16 protein-coding genes are annotated in these 15,240 nt (G+C 71.7%); 8 read left to right on the plus strand and 8 right to left on the minus strand.

The window, feature by feature from the left end; translation table 11 throughout:
• Nucleotides 1-44: 44 nt before the first annotated feature.
• Nucleotides 45-389, plus strand: a complete 345-nt coding sequence (locus ACIQGQ_RS09230; protein WP_402392632.1) for a rhodanese-like domain-containing protein — start codon at nucleotides 45-47, stop codon at nucleotides 387-389.
• A 114-nt stretch (nucleotides 390-503) separates the two neighbouring features.
• Here the strand turns inward: ACIQGQ_RS09230 and ACIQGQ_RS09235 are convergent, their stop codons facing one another.
• The 6 genes from ACIQGQ_RS09235 to paaA all read right to left on the minus strand — a co-directional run bounded on the left by ACIQGQ_RS09235 (nucleotide 504) and on the right by paaA (nucleotide 5,381).
• Entirely contained in the window at nucleotides 504-1,712 is a 1,209-nt protein-coding gene (locus ACIQGQ_RS09235) for an acyl-CoA dehydrogenase family protein (protein ID WP_402392635.1), read from the minus strand.
• A gap of 93 nt (nucleotides 1,713-1,805) precedes the next feature.
• On the minus strand, nucleotides 1,806-2,864 hold the full coding sequence (locus ACIQGQ_RS09240) for a 2Fe-2S iron-sulfur cluster-binding protein (RefSeq protein ID WP_366288553.1): 1,059 nt from the start codon (nucleotides 2,862-2,864) through the stop codon (nucleotides 1,806-1,808).
• Nucleotides 2,865-3,368, minus strand: coding sequence for a 1,2-phenylacetyl-CoA epoxidase subunit PaaD (paaD, locus tag ACIQGQ_RS09245; RefSeq protein ID WP_366288555.1), 504 nt, complete (start codon nucleotides 3,366-3,368; stop codon nucleotides 2,865-2,867). It abuts the gene before it with no gap.
• Nucleotides 3,362-4,063 carry a 1,2-phenylacetyl-CoA epoxidase subunit PaaC gene (paaC, locus tag ACIQGQ_RS09250; protein ID WP_402392639.1) on the minus strand — a complete coding sequence of 234 codons (702 nt, stop codon included), beginning with the start codon at nucleotides 4,061-4,063 and terminating at the stop codon, nucleotides 3,362-3,364. The genes paaD and paaC overlap by 7 nt, the downstream gene beginning before the upstream one ends.
• A complete protein-coding gene (gene paaB / locus ACIQGQ_RS09255) occupies nucleotides 4,060-4,350 on the minus strand; it encodes a 1,2-phenylacetyl-CoA epoxidase subunit PaaB (RefSeq protein WP_352274089.1) in 291 nt (96 codons plus the stop codon). The genes paaC and paaB overlap by 4 nt, the downstream gene beginning before the upstream one ends.
• Nucleotides 4,347-5,381, minus strand: coding sequence for a 1,2-phenylacetyl-CoA epoxidase subunit PaaA (paaA, locus tag ACIQGQ_RS09260; protein ID WP_402392643.1), 1,035 nt, complete (start codon nucleotides 5,379-5,381; stop codon nucleotides 4,347-4,349). The genes paaB and paaA overlap by 4 nt, the downstream gene beginning before the upstream one ends.
• A gap of 115 nt (nucleotides 5,382-5,496) precedes the next feature.
• Here paaA and ACIQGQ_RS09265 point away from each other — a divergent pair, with 115 nt between their 5' ends.
• From ACIQGQ_RS09265 to ACIQGQ_RS09275, 3 genes are read left to right on the plus strand one after another with little or no spacing between them, the layout of a single operon-like run.
• Complete coding sequence (locus tag ACIQGQ_RS09265; RefSeq protein ID WP_402392646.1) at nucleotides 5,497-6,258, plus strand: DUF5819 family protein; 762 nt, start codon at nucleotides 5,497-5,499, stop codon at nucleotides 6,256-6,258.
• Nucleotides 6,255-7,568: an HTTM domain-containing protein gene (locus tag ACIQGQ_RS09270; protein ID WP_402392649.1), complete on the plus strand. Its 1,314-nt coding sequence runs from the start codon at nucleotides 6,255-6,257 to the stop codon at nucleotides 7,566-7,568. Before ACIQGQ_RS09265 ends, ACIQGQ_RS09270 begins: the two co-directional genes overlap by 4 nt.
• Nucleotides 7,565-8,254, plus strand: coding sequence for a TrmH family RNA methyltransferase (locus tag ACIQGQ_RS09275; RefSeq protein ID WP_402392652.1), 690 nt, complete (start codon nucleotides 7,565-7,567; stop codon nucleotides 8,252-8,254). The genes ACIQGQ_RS09270 and ACIQGQ_RS09275 overlap by 4 nt, the downstream gene beginning before the upstream one ends.
• A gap of 145 nt (nucleotides 8,255-8,399) precedes the next feature.
• Here the strand turns inward: ACIQGQ_RS09275 and paaN are convergent, their stop codons facing one another.
• On the minus strand, nucleotides 8,400-10,100 hold the full coding sequence (gene paaN, locus ACIQGQ_RS09280; protein WP_402392655.1) for a phenylacetic acid degradation protein PaaN: 1,701 nt from the start codon (nucleotides 10,098-10,100) through the stop codon (nucleotides 8,400-8,402).
• Between the two features lie 123 nt (nucleotides 10,101-10,223).
• On the opposite strand from paaN, the gene ACIQGQ_RS09285 reads away from it, so the two are divergent.
• A complete protein-coding gene (locus ACIQGQ_RS09285; protein ID WP_352274095.1) occupies nucleotides 10,224-10,817 on the plus strand; it encodes a TetR/AcrR family transcriptional regulator in 594 nt (197 codons plus the stop codon).
• Between the two features lie 35 nt (nucleotides 10,818-10,852).
• On the opposite strand, the gene ACIQGQ_RS09290 is transcribed toward ACIQGQ_RS09285, so the two are convergent.
• Entirely contained in the window at nucleotides 10,853-11,359 is a 507-nt protein-coding gene (locus ACIQGQ_RS09290) for an Lrp/AsnC family transcriptional regulator (RefSeq protein ID WP_366289124.1), read from the minus strand.
• A gap of 263 nt (nucleotides 11,360-11,622) precedes the next feature.
• Between ACIQGQ_RS09290 and pdhA the strand changes: the two genes are divergently transcribed.
• The 3 genes from pdhA to ACIQGQ_RS09305 are packed head-to-tail and all read left to right on the plus strand — an operon-like array spanning nucleotide 11,623 to nucleotide 15,232.
• Entirely contained in the window at nucleotides 11,623-12,771 is a 1,149-nt protein-coding gene (pdhA, locus tag ACIQGQ_RS09295) for a pyruvate dehydrogenase (acetyl-transferring) E1 component subunit alpha (protein ID WP_402392658.1), read from the plus strand.
• Nucleotides 12,768-13,799 carry an alpha-ketoacid dehydrogenase subunit beta gene (locus ACIQGQ_RS09300; RefSeq protein ID WP_402392661.1) on the plus strand — a complete coding sequence of 344 codons (1,032 nt, stop codon included), beginning with the start codon at nucleotides 12,768-12,770 and terminating at the stop codon, nucleotides 13,797-13,799. Before pdhA ends, ACIQGQ_RS09300 begins: the two co-directional genes overlap by 4 nt.
• Nucleotides 13,799-15,232 (plus strand): dihydrolipoamide acetyltransferase family protein, encoded by a 1,434-nt coding sequence (locus ACIQGQ_RS09305; protein ID WP_402392664.1) that lies wholly within the window; start codon nucleotides 13,799-13,801, stop codon nucleotides 15,230-15,232. The genes ACIQGQ_RS09300 and ACIQGQ_RS09305 overlap by 1 nt, the downstream gene beginning before the upstream one ends.
• Nucleotides 15,233-15,240 lie beyond the last annotated feature (8 nt).

Raw genomic sequence — 15,240 nt, forward strand, 5'->3', positions numbered from 1 at the left:
TCCGGATGATCCAGGCGCGTACGTTACGAGAGAAGGCATGACCCATGAATTTCGCCCCTCTGCCCTCGGTGGACGCCGCGGCGGTTCCGTCGGACGGCTTCGTGCTGGACGTCCGGGAGGACAACGAGTGGGGCGCCGGGCATGTCGAGGGTGCTCTGCACATCCCGATGAGCGACTTCGTGGCGCGCTTCGGTGAGCTGACCGATGCCGCCGGCGACGGTCGGCGCGTGCATGTGATGTGCCGGGTCGGCGGCAGGTCGGCGCAGGTCACCCAGTACCTGGTGCAGCAGGGCATCGATGCCGTGAACGTCGACGGCGGGATGCTCGCCTGGGACGGTGCCGGGCGCCCGATGGTCACGGACAACGGCGCTCCGGCCTTCGTGCTCTGAGTCCGGTGCGCCGGTCCCCGTGCTCCAGCCACGGAGCTCCGGCGTCCATGCTCCGGGCATGGTGCTTCGGGCCTGCGTTCTGAGCCCCGGGCAGGAGCACCGGGGCCGCTCCTGTCAGCCGAGAAGGTGCGAGGCCAGCAGCTCGCCCAGCGCCTCCTCATGTGCCGCTGCCGGCCCGAGGGACAGCTCGATCTGCTTCGCCCAGGCGTGGAAGCGGTGCAGCGGGTAGTCGGTGTCCGCGCCGAACCCGCCGTGGAGGTGCTGCGCCGTCTGAACGACCCGTCGGATGCCGTCCGACGCCCAGATCTTCGCCACCGCGATGTCGCCCTCGGCGGGCAGCGTCCCGTCGGCCCCGGTGGAGATCCGCCAGGCGGCCTGCCAGAGCGTCGCCTCCATGGCCCGCAGGTCGATGTACCGGTCCGCGGCCTGCACCGCGACGGACTGGAACGTCGCCACGGGGAAACCGAACTGCTCGCGCTTTCCGGTGTATTCGCTCGTCATGGCGAGCACGGCCTCGCCCAGGCCCAGGGCGAGTGCGCAGGTGCCGGTCGTGAGTAGGGCGCGCAGCCACGCCCAGGCACCGGGGCGGTCCATCAGGGCGCGGCCGGTGACTCGTACCGACTCCAGCCGGACCTCGGCGAGCCGTTCGCCGTTGGTGGAGACCTGCTCGGCCAGGGTGACACCGTCCTGGTCGGAGCTGATCAGGGCGATGACGGTCCGGCCCTCGGGCGTGTGGGCCGGAACAGCTATCCAGTCCGCCGCCTGGGCCCAGGGCACCGCGGTCTGCGTCCCGTCGAGCACCCAGCCCGCGTCCGTTCCACCGGTCCGGGCGTCCCCGGCACCGGCTTCGGCCGGCGGGGTTGTCAGCGCCGTTGTCCCCGCGGCCGTCTCCGGGCGGGCCGTGACGGCACGTTCGGCCGGTTCGTGTCCCGAACGGCCGTTGGCGCCGACCGTGAGCACCAGCTCGCCCCGGCCGACCCGGGGCAACAGCTCGGCGGCCAGCGAAGGCTCTCCGTACCGCTGGAGCGCCGTCGCGACCGCGCAGGTCTCCAGCAGCGGCACCCGGGCGAGAACCCTGGCGGACTCGCGCAGCACCAGGCAGAGCGCGACGGGGTCGAGCCCGGCCCCGCCGTGTTCCGGCGACAGGGTGAGGCTCAGCAGATCGCCGGAGGCGAGCCGGGACCACAGCGGACGGTCGATGTCCTCGGCCACGGCGCCCGGTACGAGAGCGGGGCTGGGAACCCCGTCCGGGGCGACCCCGGCGAAGACCCCGCGCGCCGCCTCCGCGGCCGCCTGCTGCTCCTCGGTGAAGGTGAAGTCCACTGCCCCGGCCTCCCGCTGCCCGACGTCCTGCCTGGATCTGACGGTTCGTCAAGATAGAACAGGTTCTACGAGAAGGGAACACGTGGCGAGCGGTCAGCGGTCGAAGTCCAACTCCACCTCCGGGGTGGCGGGATGCGACTGGCAGGCCAGGACGTAGCCCGCGTCCGTCTCCTCGGGCTCCAGCGCGAAGTTGCGGTCCATCCGGACCTCGCCCGAGACGAGGAAGGCCCGGCAGGTACCGCAGACCCCGCCCTTGCAGGCGTACGGCGCGTCGGCACGGCTGCGCAGCACGGTCTCCAGCAGTGATTCGCCGTCCTCCACCGGCCAGGTGCCGGAGCGGCCGTCCAGGGTGGCGGTGAGTCTGCTGTGGGCGGGCGCCGTGGCCCGGGGGCGGGTGTCCGCGCCCGGACCGTCGTCCACATGGAAGATCTCCTGGTGGACGCGGGTCCGGTCGACGCCCAGGCCGCGCAGCGCCCGCTCCGCCGCCCGGACCAGCCCGAACGGCCCGCACAGGTACCAGCCGTCCACCCCGCCCACCGGGAGCAGCGCGGGCAGCAGAGCGGCGAGGCGGTCCTCGTCCAGCCGGCCGGAGGGCAGCCCGGCCTGCTGCTCCTCCCGGGAGAGCACCGTGACCAACTGGAACCGGTCGGGGTAGCGGTCCTTGAGCTCGGCCACCTCGTCCAGGAACATCGTCGAGAGCGCCGTCCGGTCGCTGCGGATCAGGCAGAAACGGGCTTCGGGCTCCCGCGCCAGCAGCGTGGTGGCGATGGACAGGACCGGCGTGATCCCGCTGCCTCCGACGATCGCTGCGAAGTACCCGGGACGGGGCGTCAGTACGAAGCGGCCCATCGGGGGCATCGCCTCGACCTGGTCGCCGACGGCGAGTTCCTTCAGGGCGTACGTGGAGAACCTGCCGCCGTCGACCAGCCGGATGCCCACCCGCAGGACCGGCTCGTCCGGTTCCTCGGCGGCCGGGGAGCAGATCGAGTACGAACGGCGGATCTCCTCGCCGTCGGCCGTGTACCGCACGTTGAGGTGCTGGCCCGGCTTGTGGCGGAAGGTCTCGCGCGACGCGGGCGGCACGGCGAGGGTGACGGCCACCGAATCGTCCGTGAGCCGTTCGATCGAGCGGACCCGGAGCGGATGGAACATCTACAACTCCTTGAAATGGTCGAACGGTTCGCGGCACGAGACACAGCGGCGCAGTGCCTTGCAGGCGGTGGAGGAGAACCGGCTCAGCAGCTCCGTGTCGGTCGACCCGCAGTGCGGGCAGCGGACGGAGAGAGCGAGCGGCACCGGACCGCCGGCGGCGGCCGCTTCACGGGGGCGCGGGGGCGCGATGCCGAACTCGGCGAGCTTGCGCCGCCCCTCCGCGCTGATGTCGTCCGTGGACCAGGCGGGTGAGAGCACCGTGACCACGGAGACCTCCGGTATGCCGTGGTCGTGCAGCACCCGCTCGATGTCGCAGGACATGGTCTCGATGGCGGGGCAGCCGGTGTAGGTCGGGGTGAGGCGCACGGTGACCCTGCCGGGAGCGAGGACCTCCACGCCCCGGAGCACCCCCAGCTCGTCCAGGGTCAGCACGGGCAGCTCGGGGTCGGGGACGGAGCCCGCGAGGTGGCGCAGCTCCTCCTCCAGGGGCGTCCCGGTCACCATGACGCCCCCGGGTGGCTGCGGTGCAGATGCTGCATTTCGGCGAGCATCCGGCCGAAGGACTCGGTGTGGACGCCCTGGCGCCCCGATCCCGCAGTCCACGCCCCGGACCGGGGACCGGCGGGCAGGGTCAGCGTGGCCCGCTCCAGCACCGCAGAGACGGATTCCAGCCAGTCGCCGTCCAGCGCCGTCCAGTCGATGTCGATCCCCTCGACCGGCTCGAACAGCTCACCGGTGAACCGCCACAGGGCGTCCGCTGCGCGCTGCATCCGGGCATGGCTCTCCTCGGTGCCGTCACCGAGCCGGAGCGTCCAGTGCTCCGCGTGGTCCTGGTGGTACGCGACCTCCTTGACGGCCTTGGCCGCCAGCTCGGAGAACGGGCCGTCGCCCGATGCCAGCCGCTCGTACAGCAGTCGCTGGTAGGTGGAGAAGTAGAGCTGGCGGGTGATGGTGTGGGCGAAGTCGCCGTTCGGCTGCTCGACCAGCTGGACGTTGCGGAAGGCCCGCTCCTCGCGCAGATACGCCAGCTCGTCCTCGTCCCCGGCCAGGGAGAGGAGCACCCGGGCCTGGCCCAGCAGGTCCAGGGCGATGTTGGCCAGGGCCACCTCCTCCTCCAGCACGGGGGCGTGGCCTGCCCACTCCCCCAGCCGGTGCGAGAGCACCAGCGCGTCGTCGCCCAGGGCGAGGGCCGCGGTCACAGGTGCTTCACCCCTTCCGGGATCTCGTAGAACGTCGGGTGCCGGTACGGCTTGTCACCGGCGGGCTCGAAGAAGGAGTCCTTCTCGTCCGGCGAGGAGGCCGTGATCTGCGCCGACGGCACCACCCAGAGGGAGACGCCCTCGGAGCGGCGGGTGTACAGATCGCGTGCGTTGCGCAGGGCCATCTCGGCGTCCGGCGCGTGCAGGCTGCCCGCGTGGGTGTGGGAGAGGCCGCGCCGCGAACGCACGAACACCTCCCACAGGGGCCATTCGGTCGAGCTGCTCATGCTGTCGCCTCCCCGTTCACGATGGGACTTCCGGTCCTCACCGCTGTCCGTTCCGGTGCGTGCTTCTCGGCGTAGGCGGCCGCCGCCTCCCGTACCCACGCGCCTTCCTCGTGCGCCCGGCGGCGCTGGCCCAGGCGCTGCTCGTTGCAGGGCCCGTTGCCCTTGAGGACCTCCTGGAACTCCGCCCAGTCGATCGCACCGAAGTCGTGGTGCCCACGCTCCTCGTTCCACCGGAGGTCCGGGTCGGGGAGGGTGAGGCCGAGCGATTCGGCCTGCGGGACGCATATGTCCACGAAGCGCTGCCGGAGCTCGTCGTTGGAATGACGCTTGATCTTCCAGGCCATCGACTGGGCCGAATGGGCCGACGCGTCGTCCGGCGGGCCGAACATCATCAGGGACGGCCACCACCAGCGGTCCACCGCGTCCTGCGCCATCTCGTGCTGCGCGGGGGTGCCCCGGCTGAGGGCGAGCAGCAGCTCGTACCCCTGGCGCTGGTGGAAGGACTCCTCCTTGCAGATGCGGACCATCGCCCGCGCGTACGGACCGTAGGAGCAGCGGCACAGCGGCACCTGGTTGGTGATCGCGGCGCCGTCCACGAGCCAGCCGATCGCGCCGACGTCCGCCCAGGTCAGCGTCGGGTAATTGAAGATCGACGAGTACCTCTGGCGGCCCGCGTGGAGCTTGTCGAGCAGCTCCTCGCGGCCCGTGCCGAGCGTTTCTGCCGCGCTGTAGAGGTACAGGCCGTGGCCCGCCTCGTCCTGCACCTTGGCCATCAGGATCGCCTTGCGGCGGAGCGAGGGCGCGCGCGTGATCCAGTTGGCCTCCGGCTGCATGCCGATGATCTCGGAGTGGGCGTGCTGGGCCATCTGCCTGACCAGCGAGGCCCGGTACGCGTCGGGCATCCAGTCACGCGGCTCGATGCGCTCGTCCGCCGCCACCGCGGCGTCGAAAGCCGCCTCCAGGGCCTCGTCCGCCCCAGCGGGATTGCCCGCTCCCGCCTGCGCTGTCTGGTCCGCAGCCACTGCCGCCATCCCGGGCTCCCTACCGACCGATCGTTCGGTTCAATGTCTTCAATGGTGGGTCGGCGGCCCGTAGGGTGTCAACCCTGTGGATAACTGACCGGGGATCGACGGGGATCGGGGCGGGATGGATTCGTACGACGGCAGTGGCGCCGCGCGCGGGAACGGGGCCGCCGGTCCGGAACCGGAGCAGCGCGAGAAGGATTCTTCCGACGCAGGTCAGGAGCCTGAACCAGGGCCACTGGGCGGGATGGCAGGCCTGTCCCTCCCGTACCAGATCGTCGCCGCGCTCGCGCTGTCCGTGATCGGGCTGATCGCCTGCGTCCAGCTGGCCATGGTCTTTCTGCACGTCGCCCCCTCCAACACCCTGACCAAACGGCACGGAGAGGCGGTCGACGAGTGGGTCTATCCGGAGTTCGAGCAGAACTGGAAGCTCTTCGCCCCCAACCCGCTCCAGCAGAACATCGCGGTGCACGTGAGGGCTGAGATAGCCGGTCGCGACGGCGTCCGCACGACCCGCTGGATGAGCCTTTCGGCCGAGGACAGCAAGGCGATCCGCAGCAATCCTCTGCCCAGCCACGTCAACCAGAACGAACTCCGTCGCGGCTGGGACTTCTACCTCAACTCCCACGACAACGAGAACCGGCCCAACGGCCTGCGCGGCGAGCTCTCCGAGCGCTACATCCGCCGCATCGTGATGCTCCGCCTCGGTGAGCACGACTACGGCGGCCCCGTCCGGCGCATCCAGGTCCGCTCCGAGACCCGGTCGGTCCCGGCGCCCCCGTGGAGCAACGAGAAGATCAGTACCGAGCCGTCCTACCGGGTGCTGCCGTGGTGGACGGTGACCGACGCGGACCTGCCCGCCAACGCCGGGGAGGCGGACAAGTGAGTACGCCCGCCCTCGGCCGCCGTGCCGAGCACCGGATCGCCCGCGCCGTCCAGCGCGTCACGTCCACCCCCTTCGGGCCGTACCAGAGCGCCGTCATCCGGATCGGCTTCTCGGCCACCTACCTCTTCTTCCTGCTGCGCGAACTGCCGAACCGCCACGAGCTGTACGGCCCCGACGCCCCGTGGCGCTGGGACATGGCGCAGCAGCTGATCTCCAGCAACCAGGCGTTCTCCGTACTCATGTGGTCGGACAGCACCGTCTGGTTCGAGATCGTCTACGCGGTCACGCTCATCTCCGCGGCGCTGCTGATGGTCGGCTGGCACACCCGGGCGATGTCGGTCCTGTTCATGGTCGGGGTGCTCTCCGTCCAGAACCGCAGCATCTTCATGGGCGACGGCGGCGACAACGTCATCCACATCATGGCGATCTACCTGGTGCTCACCCGCTGCGCACGGGTCTGGTCGCTGGACGCCCGGCGGGCGGCACGGCAGGAGCGGAAGGCCGCCGAAGCGCGGGATCCGGCCTGGCCGGCCGGTGCGAGCGAGGACGTCGAGGCGGCGGCGGACGGCCCGCGGCGACCGGCACGGGTCCGGGGGGACGTGGCCGGTCCGGTCCTCTGGGTCGTGCTCGGCGTGATGCTGATGGTCGCCGGGGCGACGGACGGGCTCGGCGGCACCTGGTGGCTGCCGACCCTCCTGTGGATCCTGTGGATCGGCGAGGGCGCCTGGTGGTTCGTGAACCGCTACGCGCCGCGGAGTCAGTCGCGCGTCCTGCTCGACGTCATCGCCAACCTCGCGCACAACGCGACCCTCGTCGTGATCATGGCCGAGGTCTGTCTGATCTACGCGACCGCCGGGTGGTACAAGATCCAGGGCTCGCGGTGGCAGGACGGTACGGCGCTGTACTACCCGCTCCAGCTCGACTCCTTCACGCCCTGGCCCTGGCTGTCGGACATCCTCGCCGCCAACGGCGTCATGGTGATGCTGATCACGTACGGCACGGTCGCCGTCCAGGTCGCGTTCCCGTTCACCCTGTTCAACCGGCGGGTCAAGAACGTGCTGCTCGTCGCCATGATGTGCGAGCACGCCGGTATCGCCCTGCTGCTCGGACTGCCCTTCTTCTCCATGGCGATGATCGCCGCGGACGCCGTCTTCCTGCCGACCGCCTTCCTGCTCTGGGTCGGCTCCCGGGCGACCCTCGCCCGGCAGCGGCTCTTTACCGGCAGGGGCGGTGTCCCCGTCCAGCGGCGGGCCGGGGAGGGCGAGGAGGCTCCGCAACGCGACGGCGGGGGTCATACGCTCGTCGGGTGAGCAGGAACGAGAGCGGTAGCACGGACGGCAGCGGCGACGCGGAGCCGGCGCAGTACGACGACGGCTTCGGGCCGGAGATCGGCGTCGGGCCGCACCCGCTGCCGTGGCCCGAGGACGAGCGGTACGACCCCGAGCTGCTCGCCCACGGCGACCGGCGCAACGTAGGAGACGCCTACCGGTACTGGACGCGGGAGGCGATCGTCGCCGATCTGGACCTGCGGCGGCACGACTTCCACGTGGCGGTCGAGAACTGGGGCCACGACTTCAACATCGGTTCCGTGGTGCGCACGGCGAACGCCTTTCTCGCCAAGGAGGTCCACATCGTGGGGCGGCGGCGGTGGAACCGGCGCGGCGCGATGGTCACCGACCGGTACCAGCATGTGCGCCACCACCCCGACACCCGGTCGCTGACCGCGTGGGCGGAGGCCGAGGGCCTGCCGATCATCGGCATCGACAACCTGCCGGGGGCGGTCCCGCTGGAGCGGACCGAGTTGCCGCGCCGCTGTGTGCTGCTCTTCGGGCAGGAGGGGCCGGGGCTGACCGAGGAGGCCCGGAAGCACGCGGCGATGGTGTGCTCGATCGCGCAGTTCGGATCGACGCGGTCGATCAACGCGGGGGCCGCGGCCGCCATCGCCATGCACGCGTGGGTGCAGCGGTACGCGGAGATCCCCGAGGCGGGCGCGTAGCGCTGGTCCGGTCCGGCTGGTCACGGGCATCGGGCCATGGATCGCGCGCCGGCGTCGGAGGCGGTGGTGCCGTCCGGGGCGTGGCGCCGCGACGTGGTCCCGGGGCGTGACCGGCGGGCACGCCCCGGGGTGTCGGCGGGCGCGGTCAGGCCTGGCGGCGGACCTCCACCATGCGGAAGCGGTTGGAGACGAAGGCACCGTCGCACAGAGCGGCGTTCGCCGCCGGGTTCCCGCCCGAGCCGTGGAAGTCCGAGAAGGCCGCGGTCTGGTTGACGTACACCCCGCCGGTCAGGTTCAGCGACAGCTGGGCCGACTCGTCCAGGCAGACGTCCTCCACCGCGCGCTCCACCTCCGGTGAGGTGGTGTACGCGCCGACCGTCATCGCGCCCCGGTCGCGCACCGTGCGGCGCAGCAGCTCGACCGCGTCGGCCGTCGTGTCGACCGCGACCGCGAAGGCGACCGGACCGAAGCACTCCGACAGGTAGTGCTTCTCGTCGTCGGGCTTGGCGGCGTCCAGCCGGATGACGGCGGGGGTGCGGACCACGGCGTCGGGGAACTCCGGGTTGGTCACCTCGCGGGAGGCCAGGGCCACCTCGCCCAGCTCCGGAGCCGATTCCAGGCGGGCCTTCACATCGGGGTTGACCAGGGCGCCGAGCAGCGCGTTCGCCCGGGCTTCGTCGCCCAGGAGGCCGGTGACCGCGGCGGCGATGTCGCCGACCACCTCGTCGTAGGTCTTGTCGCCGGTGTCGGTGGTGATGCCGGTGCGGGGAATCAGCAGGTTCTGCGGGGTCGTGCACATCTGGCCGCTGTACAGGGAGAGGGAGAACGCCAGGTTGGACAGCATGCCCCGGTAGTCGTCCGTGGAGTCGACGACGATCGTGTTGACCCCGGCCTTCTCCGTGTAGACCTGGGCCTGGCGGGCGTGGTCCTCCAGCCAGTCGCCGAAGGCGGTGGAACCGGTGTAGTCGATGATCCGGACTTCCGGGCGCAGCGCCAGGGTCTTCGCGATGCCCTCGCCGGGCCGCTCGGCGGCCAGGGCGACCAGGTTGGGGTCGAAGCCCGCCTCGGCGAGCACCTCGCGGGCCACGCGCACGGTGAGCGCGAGCGGGAGCACCGCGCGCGGGTGCGGCTTGACCAGGACGGGGTTGCCGGTCGCCAGCGAGGCGAAGAGACCGGGGTAGCCGTTCCACGTGGGGAAGGTGTTGCAGCCGATCAGGAGCGAGATTCCGCGCGGAGCCGCGGTGAACGTCTTCCGCAGCTGGAGCGGGTCGCGCTTGCCCTGCGGCTTGGACCAGTCGGCGCCCTGCGGCGTGCGGGTCTGCTCCTCGTACGCGTACGCCACCGCCTCCAGGCCGCGGTCCTGGGCGTGCGGGCCACCCGCCTGGAACGCCATCAGGAACGCCTGGCCGCTGGTGTGCATCACGGCGTGCGCGAACTCGTGGGTCCGGGCGCTGATCCGGGCGAGGATCTCCAGGCAGACCAGTGCCCTGGTCTCGGGGCCCGCCGCACGCCAGGCGGACATGCCGGCGCGCATCGCGGGAAGCAGCACGTCCGCGTCGGCGTGCGGGTACTCGACGCCGAGCTCCGGTCCGTACGGGGAGACCTCGCCGCCCGTCCAGCCGTCGGTGCCGGGCTGGCCGAGGTCGATCCGGGTGTTCAGCACGGCGTCGAACGCGGCCTTGCCGTCGGCGGCGCTCAGACTGCCGGGCGCGCCCCCCTCTCCGTACGCCTTCGGATGCTCGGGATGGGGGGACCAGTAGCCACGCGTACGGATCGCGTCGAGGGCCTGGTCGAGCGTGGGGCGGTGCTTCTCGGACAGCAGATGCGGGGAGAGCTCGGCGGCCATGACGGACCAACTCCTCGTCGAGCTGGGCAGGAACGGGCGGACAGAGTTAGAGTAACCGAACGATCGGTCGGGACAAGGGGGCCCGCCAAACCTGTGGACAACCGGTAGGGGAGGATCGCGGACATGACCACGGCCAAGCGGGACACGTACACCCCGGAGACCCTGCTCACCGTTGCCGTCCGCGTGTTCAACGAGCGCGGCTACGACGGCACGTCCATGGAGCACCTGTCCCGCGCGGCGGGGATCTCCAAGTCGTCCATCTACCACCATGTCGCCGGCAAGGAGGAGCTCCTGCGCCGCGCGGTCAGCCGTGCGCTCGACGGGCTCTTCGCGATTCTCGACGAGCCCGGGGCCACGCAGGGGCGGGCGATCGAGCGGGTCGAGTACGTCACCCGTCGCACCGTCGACGTGCTGATAGCCGAACTGCCCTACGTCACGCTGCTGCTGCGGGTGCGGGGCAACACGAAGACGGAACGCTGGGCCATGGAGCGCCGGCGCGAGTTCGACCAGCGGGTGAGCGATCTGCTGAAGGCCGCGGTCGCGGACGGCGACCTCCGCTCCGACGTGGACATACGCCTGGTGACGAGGCTGCTCTTCGGCATGGTCAACTCGCTGGTGGAGTGGTACCGGCCGCTGCCGGACGGCGGGGTCGACGGGGAGCTGGTGGCGGACACGCTCGTACGGGTGGCCTTCGAAGGGGTGCGGGCCAGCCGCTGAGCCCCCGGGCCGGCGGGCGAGGACCTCGGGCGGTCTCAGTCGAGTTCGGTGGGCCGGTTCGAGCCCGGGGCCAGGTCGGTCTCCTCGAACACCAGGAGTGTTCGGGTGGAGAGCACCTCCGGGATGGCCTGGATCTTCGTCAGGACCAGCTCGCGCAGGGTTCTGTTGTCCGGGGTGTGCACCAGCAGCAGGACATCGAAATCGCCGCTGACCAGCGCGATGTGCGTGGCCCCCGGCAGCGCCTGAAGCTCCTCGCGCACCGTGCGCCAGGAATTCTGGACGATCTTGAGCGTGATGTACGCGGACGCCCCCTGCCCCGCCCGCTCGTGGTCCACGCGGGCGCCGAAGCCGCGGATCACCCCGTCGTCGATGAGCCGGTTGATCCGGGCGTAGGCGTTGGCCCGGGAGACATGGACGCGGTCGGCCACCGAACGTATCGAGGCGCGGCCATCCGTCTGGAGCAGCCGGAGGATGTCGCGGTCGATGGCGTCGAGCGGGCGCGGCGGGGGTGTCCGGTCCGGGACCTCGCTCCCGTCGGCCATTTGTTCAGCTGACATGTTCCCCCGCCTCCCCGCCCTGGACGACCTGCACCCATCCCAGGCTGTGGAGAACCGTTTGTCCACAGGCTGAAGGTGCCTGTAGCCAAAATGCGCTCACGACCGAACAATCGGTAGGTGAGGCAGGCCGCAGCCGCGCCTCGGACAGTGCTCGACATTTCGATGCTTTTCGATACCCCCGGCATCGGGTGATCCCCCGATGCCGCCGGACGCCGCTCGAAACCCCTCGATGCCAGGAGGTGCTTGTCATGACGGTCCAAGAGCTGCCCGGCGCGGCCGCGTACCGGCCCACGCCGCCCCCGGCCTGGAAGCCGCTCACCGATCCCGCGCCGCTGCTCCCGGACCCCGAGCCGTACCGCGTGCTCGGTACGGACGCCGCGGCCGACGCCGATCCGGAGCTGCTGCTGCGGCTCTACGCGGAGCTGGTCCGCGGCCGGAGGTACAACGCGCAGGCCACCGCCCTCACGAAGCAGGGGCGGCTCGCCGTCTACCCGTCGAGCACCGGGCAGGAGGCCTGCGAGGTAGCCGCCGCGCTGGTGCTGGAGGAGCGGGACTGGCTCTTTCCCAGCTACCGGGACACCCTCGCGGCGGTGGCGCGCGGACTGGATCCGGTCGAGGCGCTGACGCTGCTGCGCGGTGACCGGCACACCGGCTACGACCCGCGCGAGCACCGGGTCGCGCCGCTCTGCACCCCGCTCGCCACTCAGATGCCGCATGCCGTCGGGCTGGCCCACGCGGCACGGCTGAAGGGCGACGACGTGGTGGCGCTCGCCATGGTCGGGGACGGCGGGACCAGCGAGGGCGATTTCCACGAGGCGCTGAACTTCGCGGCCGTCTGGCGTGCCCCGGTCGTCTTCTTCGTACAGAACAACGGCTTCGCGATCTCCGTGCCGCTGGCGAAGCAGACCGCCGCGCCGTCCCTGGCGCACAAGGCGGTGGGGTACGGAATGCCGGGTCGGCTGGTCGACGGGAACGACGCGGCGGCGGTGCACCAGGTCCTCACCGAGGCGGTGGCGCGGGCTCGCAGGGGTGGCGGGCCGACGCTGGTGGAGGCGGTGACGTACCGCATGGACGCGCATACGAACGCCGACGACGCCACCCGGTACCGCGCCGACAGCGAGGTGGAGGTCTGGCGGGCGCACGACCCGATCCGGCTGCTGGAGCGGGAGCTGACCGGGCGGGGGCTGCTCGACGACGACGGGATCGAGGAGGCGCGGGCGGCCGCCGAGCGGATGGCGGCGGCGCTGCGCGAGCGGATGAACGCCGATCCGGTGCTGGACCCGATGGATCTGTTCGCCCATGTCTACGCGGAGCGCACCAGCCAACTCCGTGAGCAGGCGGACCTGTTGCGGGCCGAGCTGGAAGCCGGTCGGGACGAAGTGGAGGAGGGGCGATGACCACCGCGGCGGTGACGGCGGGGCAGCGGGCCGCGAAGGCCAGGCCCGCCACGATGGCGCAGGCGCTCGGGCGGGCGCTGCGCGACTCGATGGCCGAGGATCCGACGGTGCATGTCCTCGGTGAGGACGTCGGCGCGCTCGGCGGGGTCTTCCGGGTCACCGACGGGCTGGCGAAGGAGTTCGGCGAGGACCGTTGCACGGACACCCCGCTGGCCGAGTCGGGCATTCTCGGGGCGGCCGTGGGCATGGCGATGTACGGGCTGCGTCCCGTGGTGGAGATGCAGTTCGACGCCTTCGCCTATCCGTCGTTCGAGCAGTTGGTGAGCCATGTCGCGAAGATGCGGAACCGGACGGCCGGCGCCATGCCGTTGCCGATCACGGTCCGGGTGCCGTACGGCGGCGGGATCGGCGGGGTCGAGCACCACAGTGACTCCTCGGAGGCGTACTACATGGCGACGCCCGGCCTCCATGTCGTGACCCCGGCGACGGTCGAGGACGCGTACGGGCTGCTGAGGGCGTCGATCGCGTCCGACGACCCGGTGGTGTTCCTGGAGCCGAAGCGGCTCTACTGGTCGAAGTCGGACTGGTCGCCCGAGGCGCCGGTCTCCGTGGAGCCGATAGGCCGGGCCGTGGTCCGCCGGCCGGGCCGCAGCGCCACGCTGATCACGTACGGCCCGTCGCTGCCGGTCTGCATGGAGGCGGCCCAGGCGGCCGTCGACGAGGGCTGGGACCTGGAGGTCGTGGACCTGCGCTCGCTGGTGCCGTTCGACGACGAGACCGTCGTGGCGTCCGTACGGCGTACGGGGCGTGCGGTCGTCGTGCACGAGTCCTCCGCCTTCGGCGGTCCCGGCGGTGAGATCGCGGCCCGGGTGACGGAGCGCTGCTTCCACCACCTGGAGGCGCCGGTGCTGCGGGTCGCCGGGTTCGACATCCCGTATCCGCCGCCGATGCAGGAGAAGCACCATCTGCCGGGCGTGGACCGGGTGCTGGACGCGGTCGCCCGTTTGCAGTGGGAGGCGGAGAGCTGATGGCGCGGGTCTGCGAGTTCAAGCTGCCGGACCTCGGTGAGGGGCTCACCGAGGCGGAGATCGTGCGCTGGCTGGTGGAGGTCGGCGATGTCGTCGCCGTCGACCAGCCGGTCGTCGAGGTCGAGACGGCCAAGGCGATGGTGGAGGTGCCGTGCCCGTACGGGGGTGTGGTGACCGCGCGGTTCGGCGAGGAGGGTTCGGAACTTCCGGTCGGGGCACCGCTGCTGACGGTCGCGGTGGGGGAGGACGAGGAGGCGGAGCCGAGTGCCGGGGGCGGCTCCGGTGCGGGCGAGGCGTCCGGGAACGTGCTGGTCGGGTACGGGACGGGCGCTCCGGTGGCGCGGCGTCGCCGGGTACGTCCTGCCGCCGTGGCGGTGGCGGGAGCTTCCGCGCGGGGGGCCGTGGCCGCCCCGGTCGCTGAACCTGTCCCGGATCCGGATCCGGATCCGGAACCGGTTTCCGTCTCCGTGCCGGACGTGGCCGTGGGGCCGGTGGCGGTCGTCTCGCCGCTGGTGAGGAAGCTGGCCCGGCAGCACGAGCTGGATCTGCGGAGCCTGGCGGGTTCCGGTCCGGACGGGCTGATCCTGAGGGCCGACGTCGAGGCCGCGATCAGGGCGCGGGACGAGATGGCGGTCTCTTCGGCGACCGCGCTTCCGGGGCTCGACTCCGCTCCGGCACCGGCGGTCCAGGCGGCGCAGGCGGCACCGGTGGTGCGGCCGACGGGCGAGGAGGGAGCGCGGCGGATCCCGTTGCGCGGTGTGCGGGGGGCGGTCGCCGAGAAGCTGGCGCGCAGCAGGCGGGAGATCCCGGACGCCACCTGCTGGGTCGACGCGGATGCCACCGAGCTGATGGCGGCACGGGCCGCGATGAACGCCGCGGGGGGCCCGTCCGCCGGGCCCAAGGTGTCGGTGCTGGCGCTGCTGGCCCGTATCTGCACCGCGGCGCTGGCCCGCTTCCCCGAGCTCAACTCCACGGTGGACCTGGAGGCACGGGAGATCGTGCGCCTGCCGGAGGTCCATCTCGGGTTCGCGGCGCAGACCGAGCGCGGCCTGGTCGTTCCCGTCGTGCGGGACGCGCAGGCGAGGAACGCCGAGTCGATCGGGGAGGAGATCGCCCGGCTGACCGAGGCGGCGCGGGCCGGGCGGCTGACCCCGGCCGAGCTGACCGGCGGCACGTTCACGCTGAACAACTACGGGGTGTTCGGCGTCGACGGGTCGACCCCGATCATCAACCACCCCGAGGCGGCGATGCTCGGTGTGGGCCGGATCGTGCCCAAGCCCTGGGTGCACCAGGGCGAGCTGGCGGTGCGCCAGGTGGTCCAGCTCTCGCTGACCTTCGACCACCGGGTCTGTGACGGCGGCACGGCGGGCGGCTTCCTGCGCTACGTAGCCGACTGCGTGGAGCAACCGGCGGTGCTGCTGCGCACGTTGTAGCCGGCCGG

Origin of the sequence: Streptomyces sp. NPDC092952 (assembly GCF_044754785.1) — a bacterium.
Classification (GTDB): domain Bacteria; phylum Actinomycetota; class Actinomycetes; order Streptomycetales; family Streptomycetaceae; genus Streptomyces.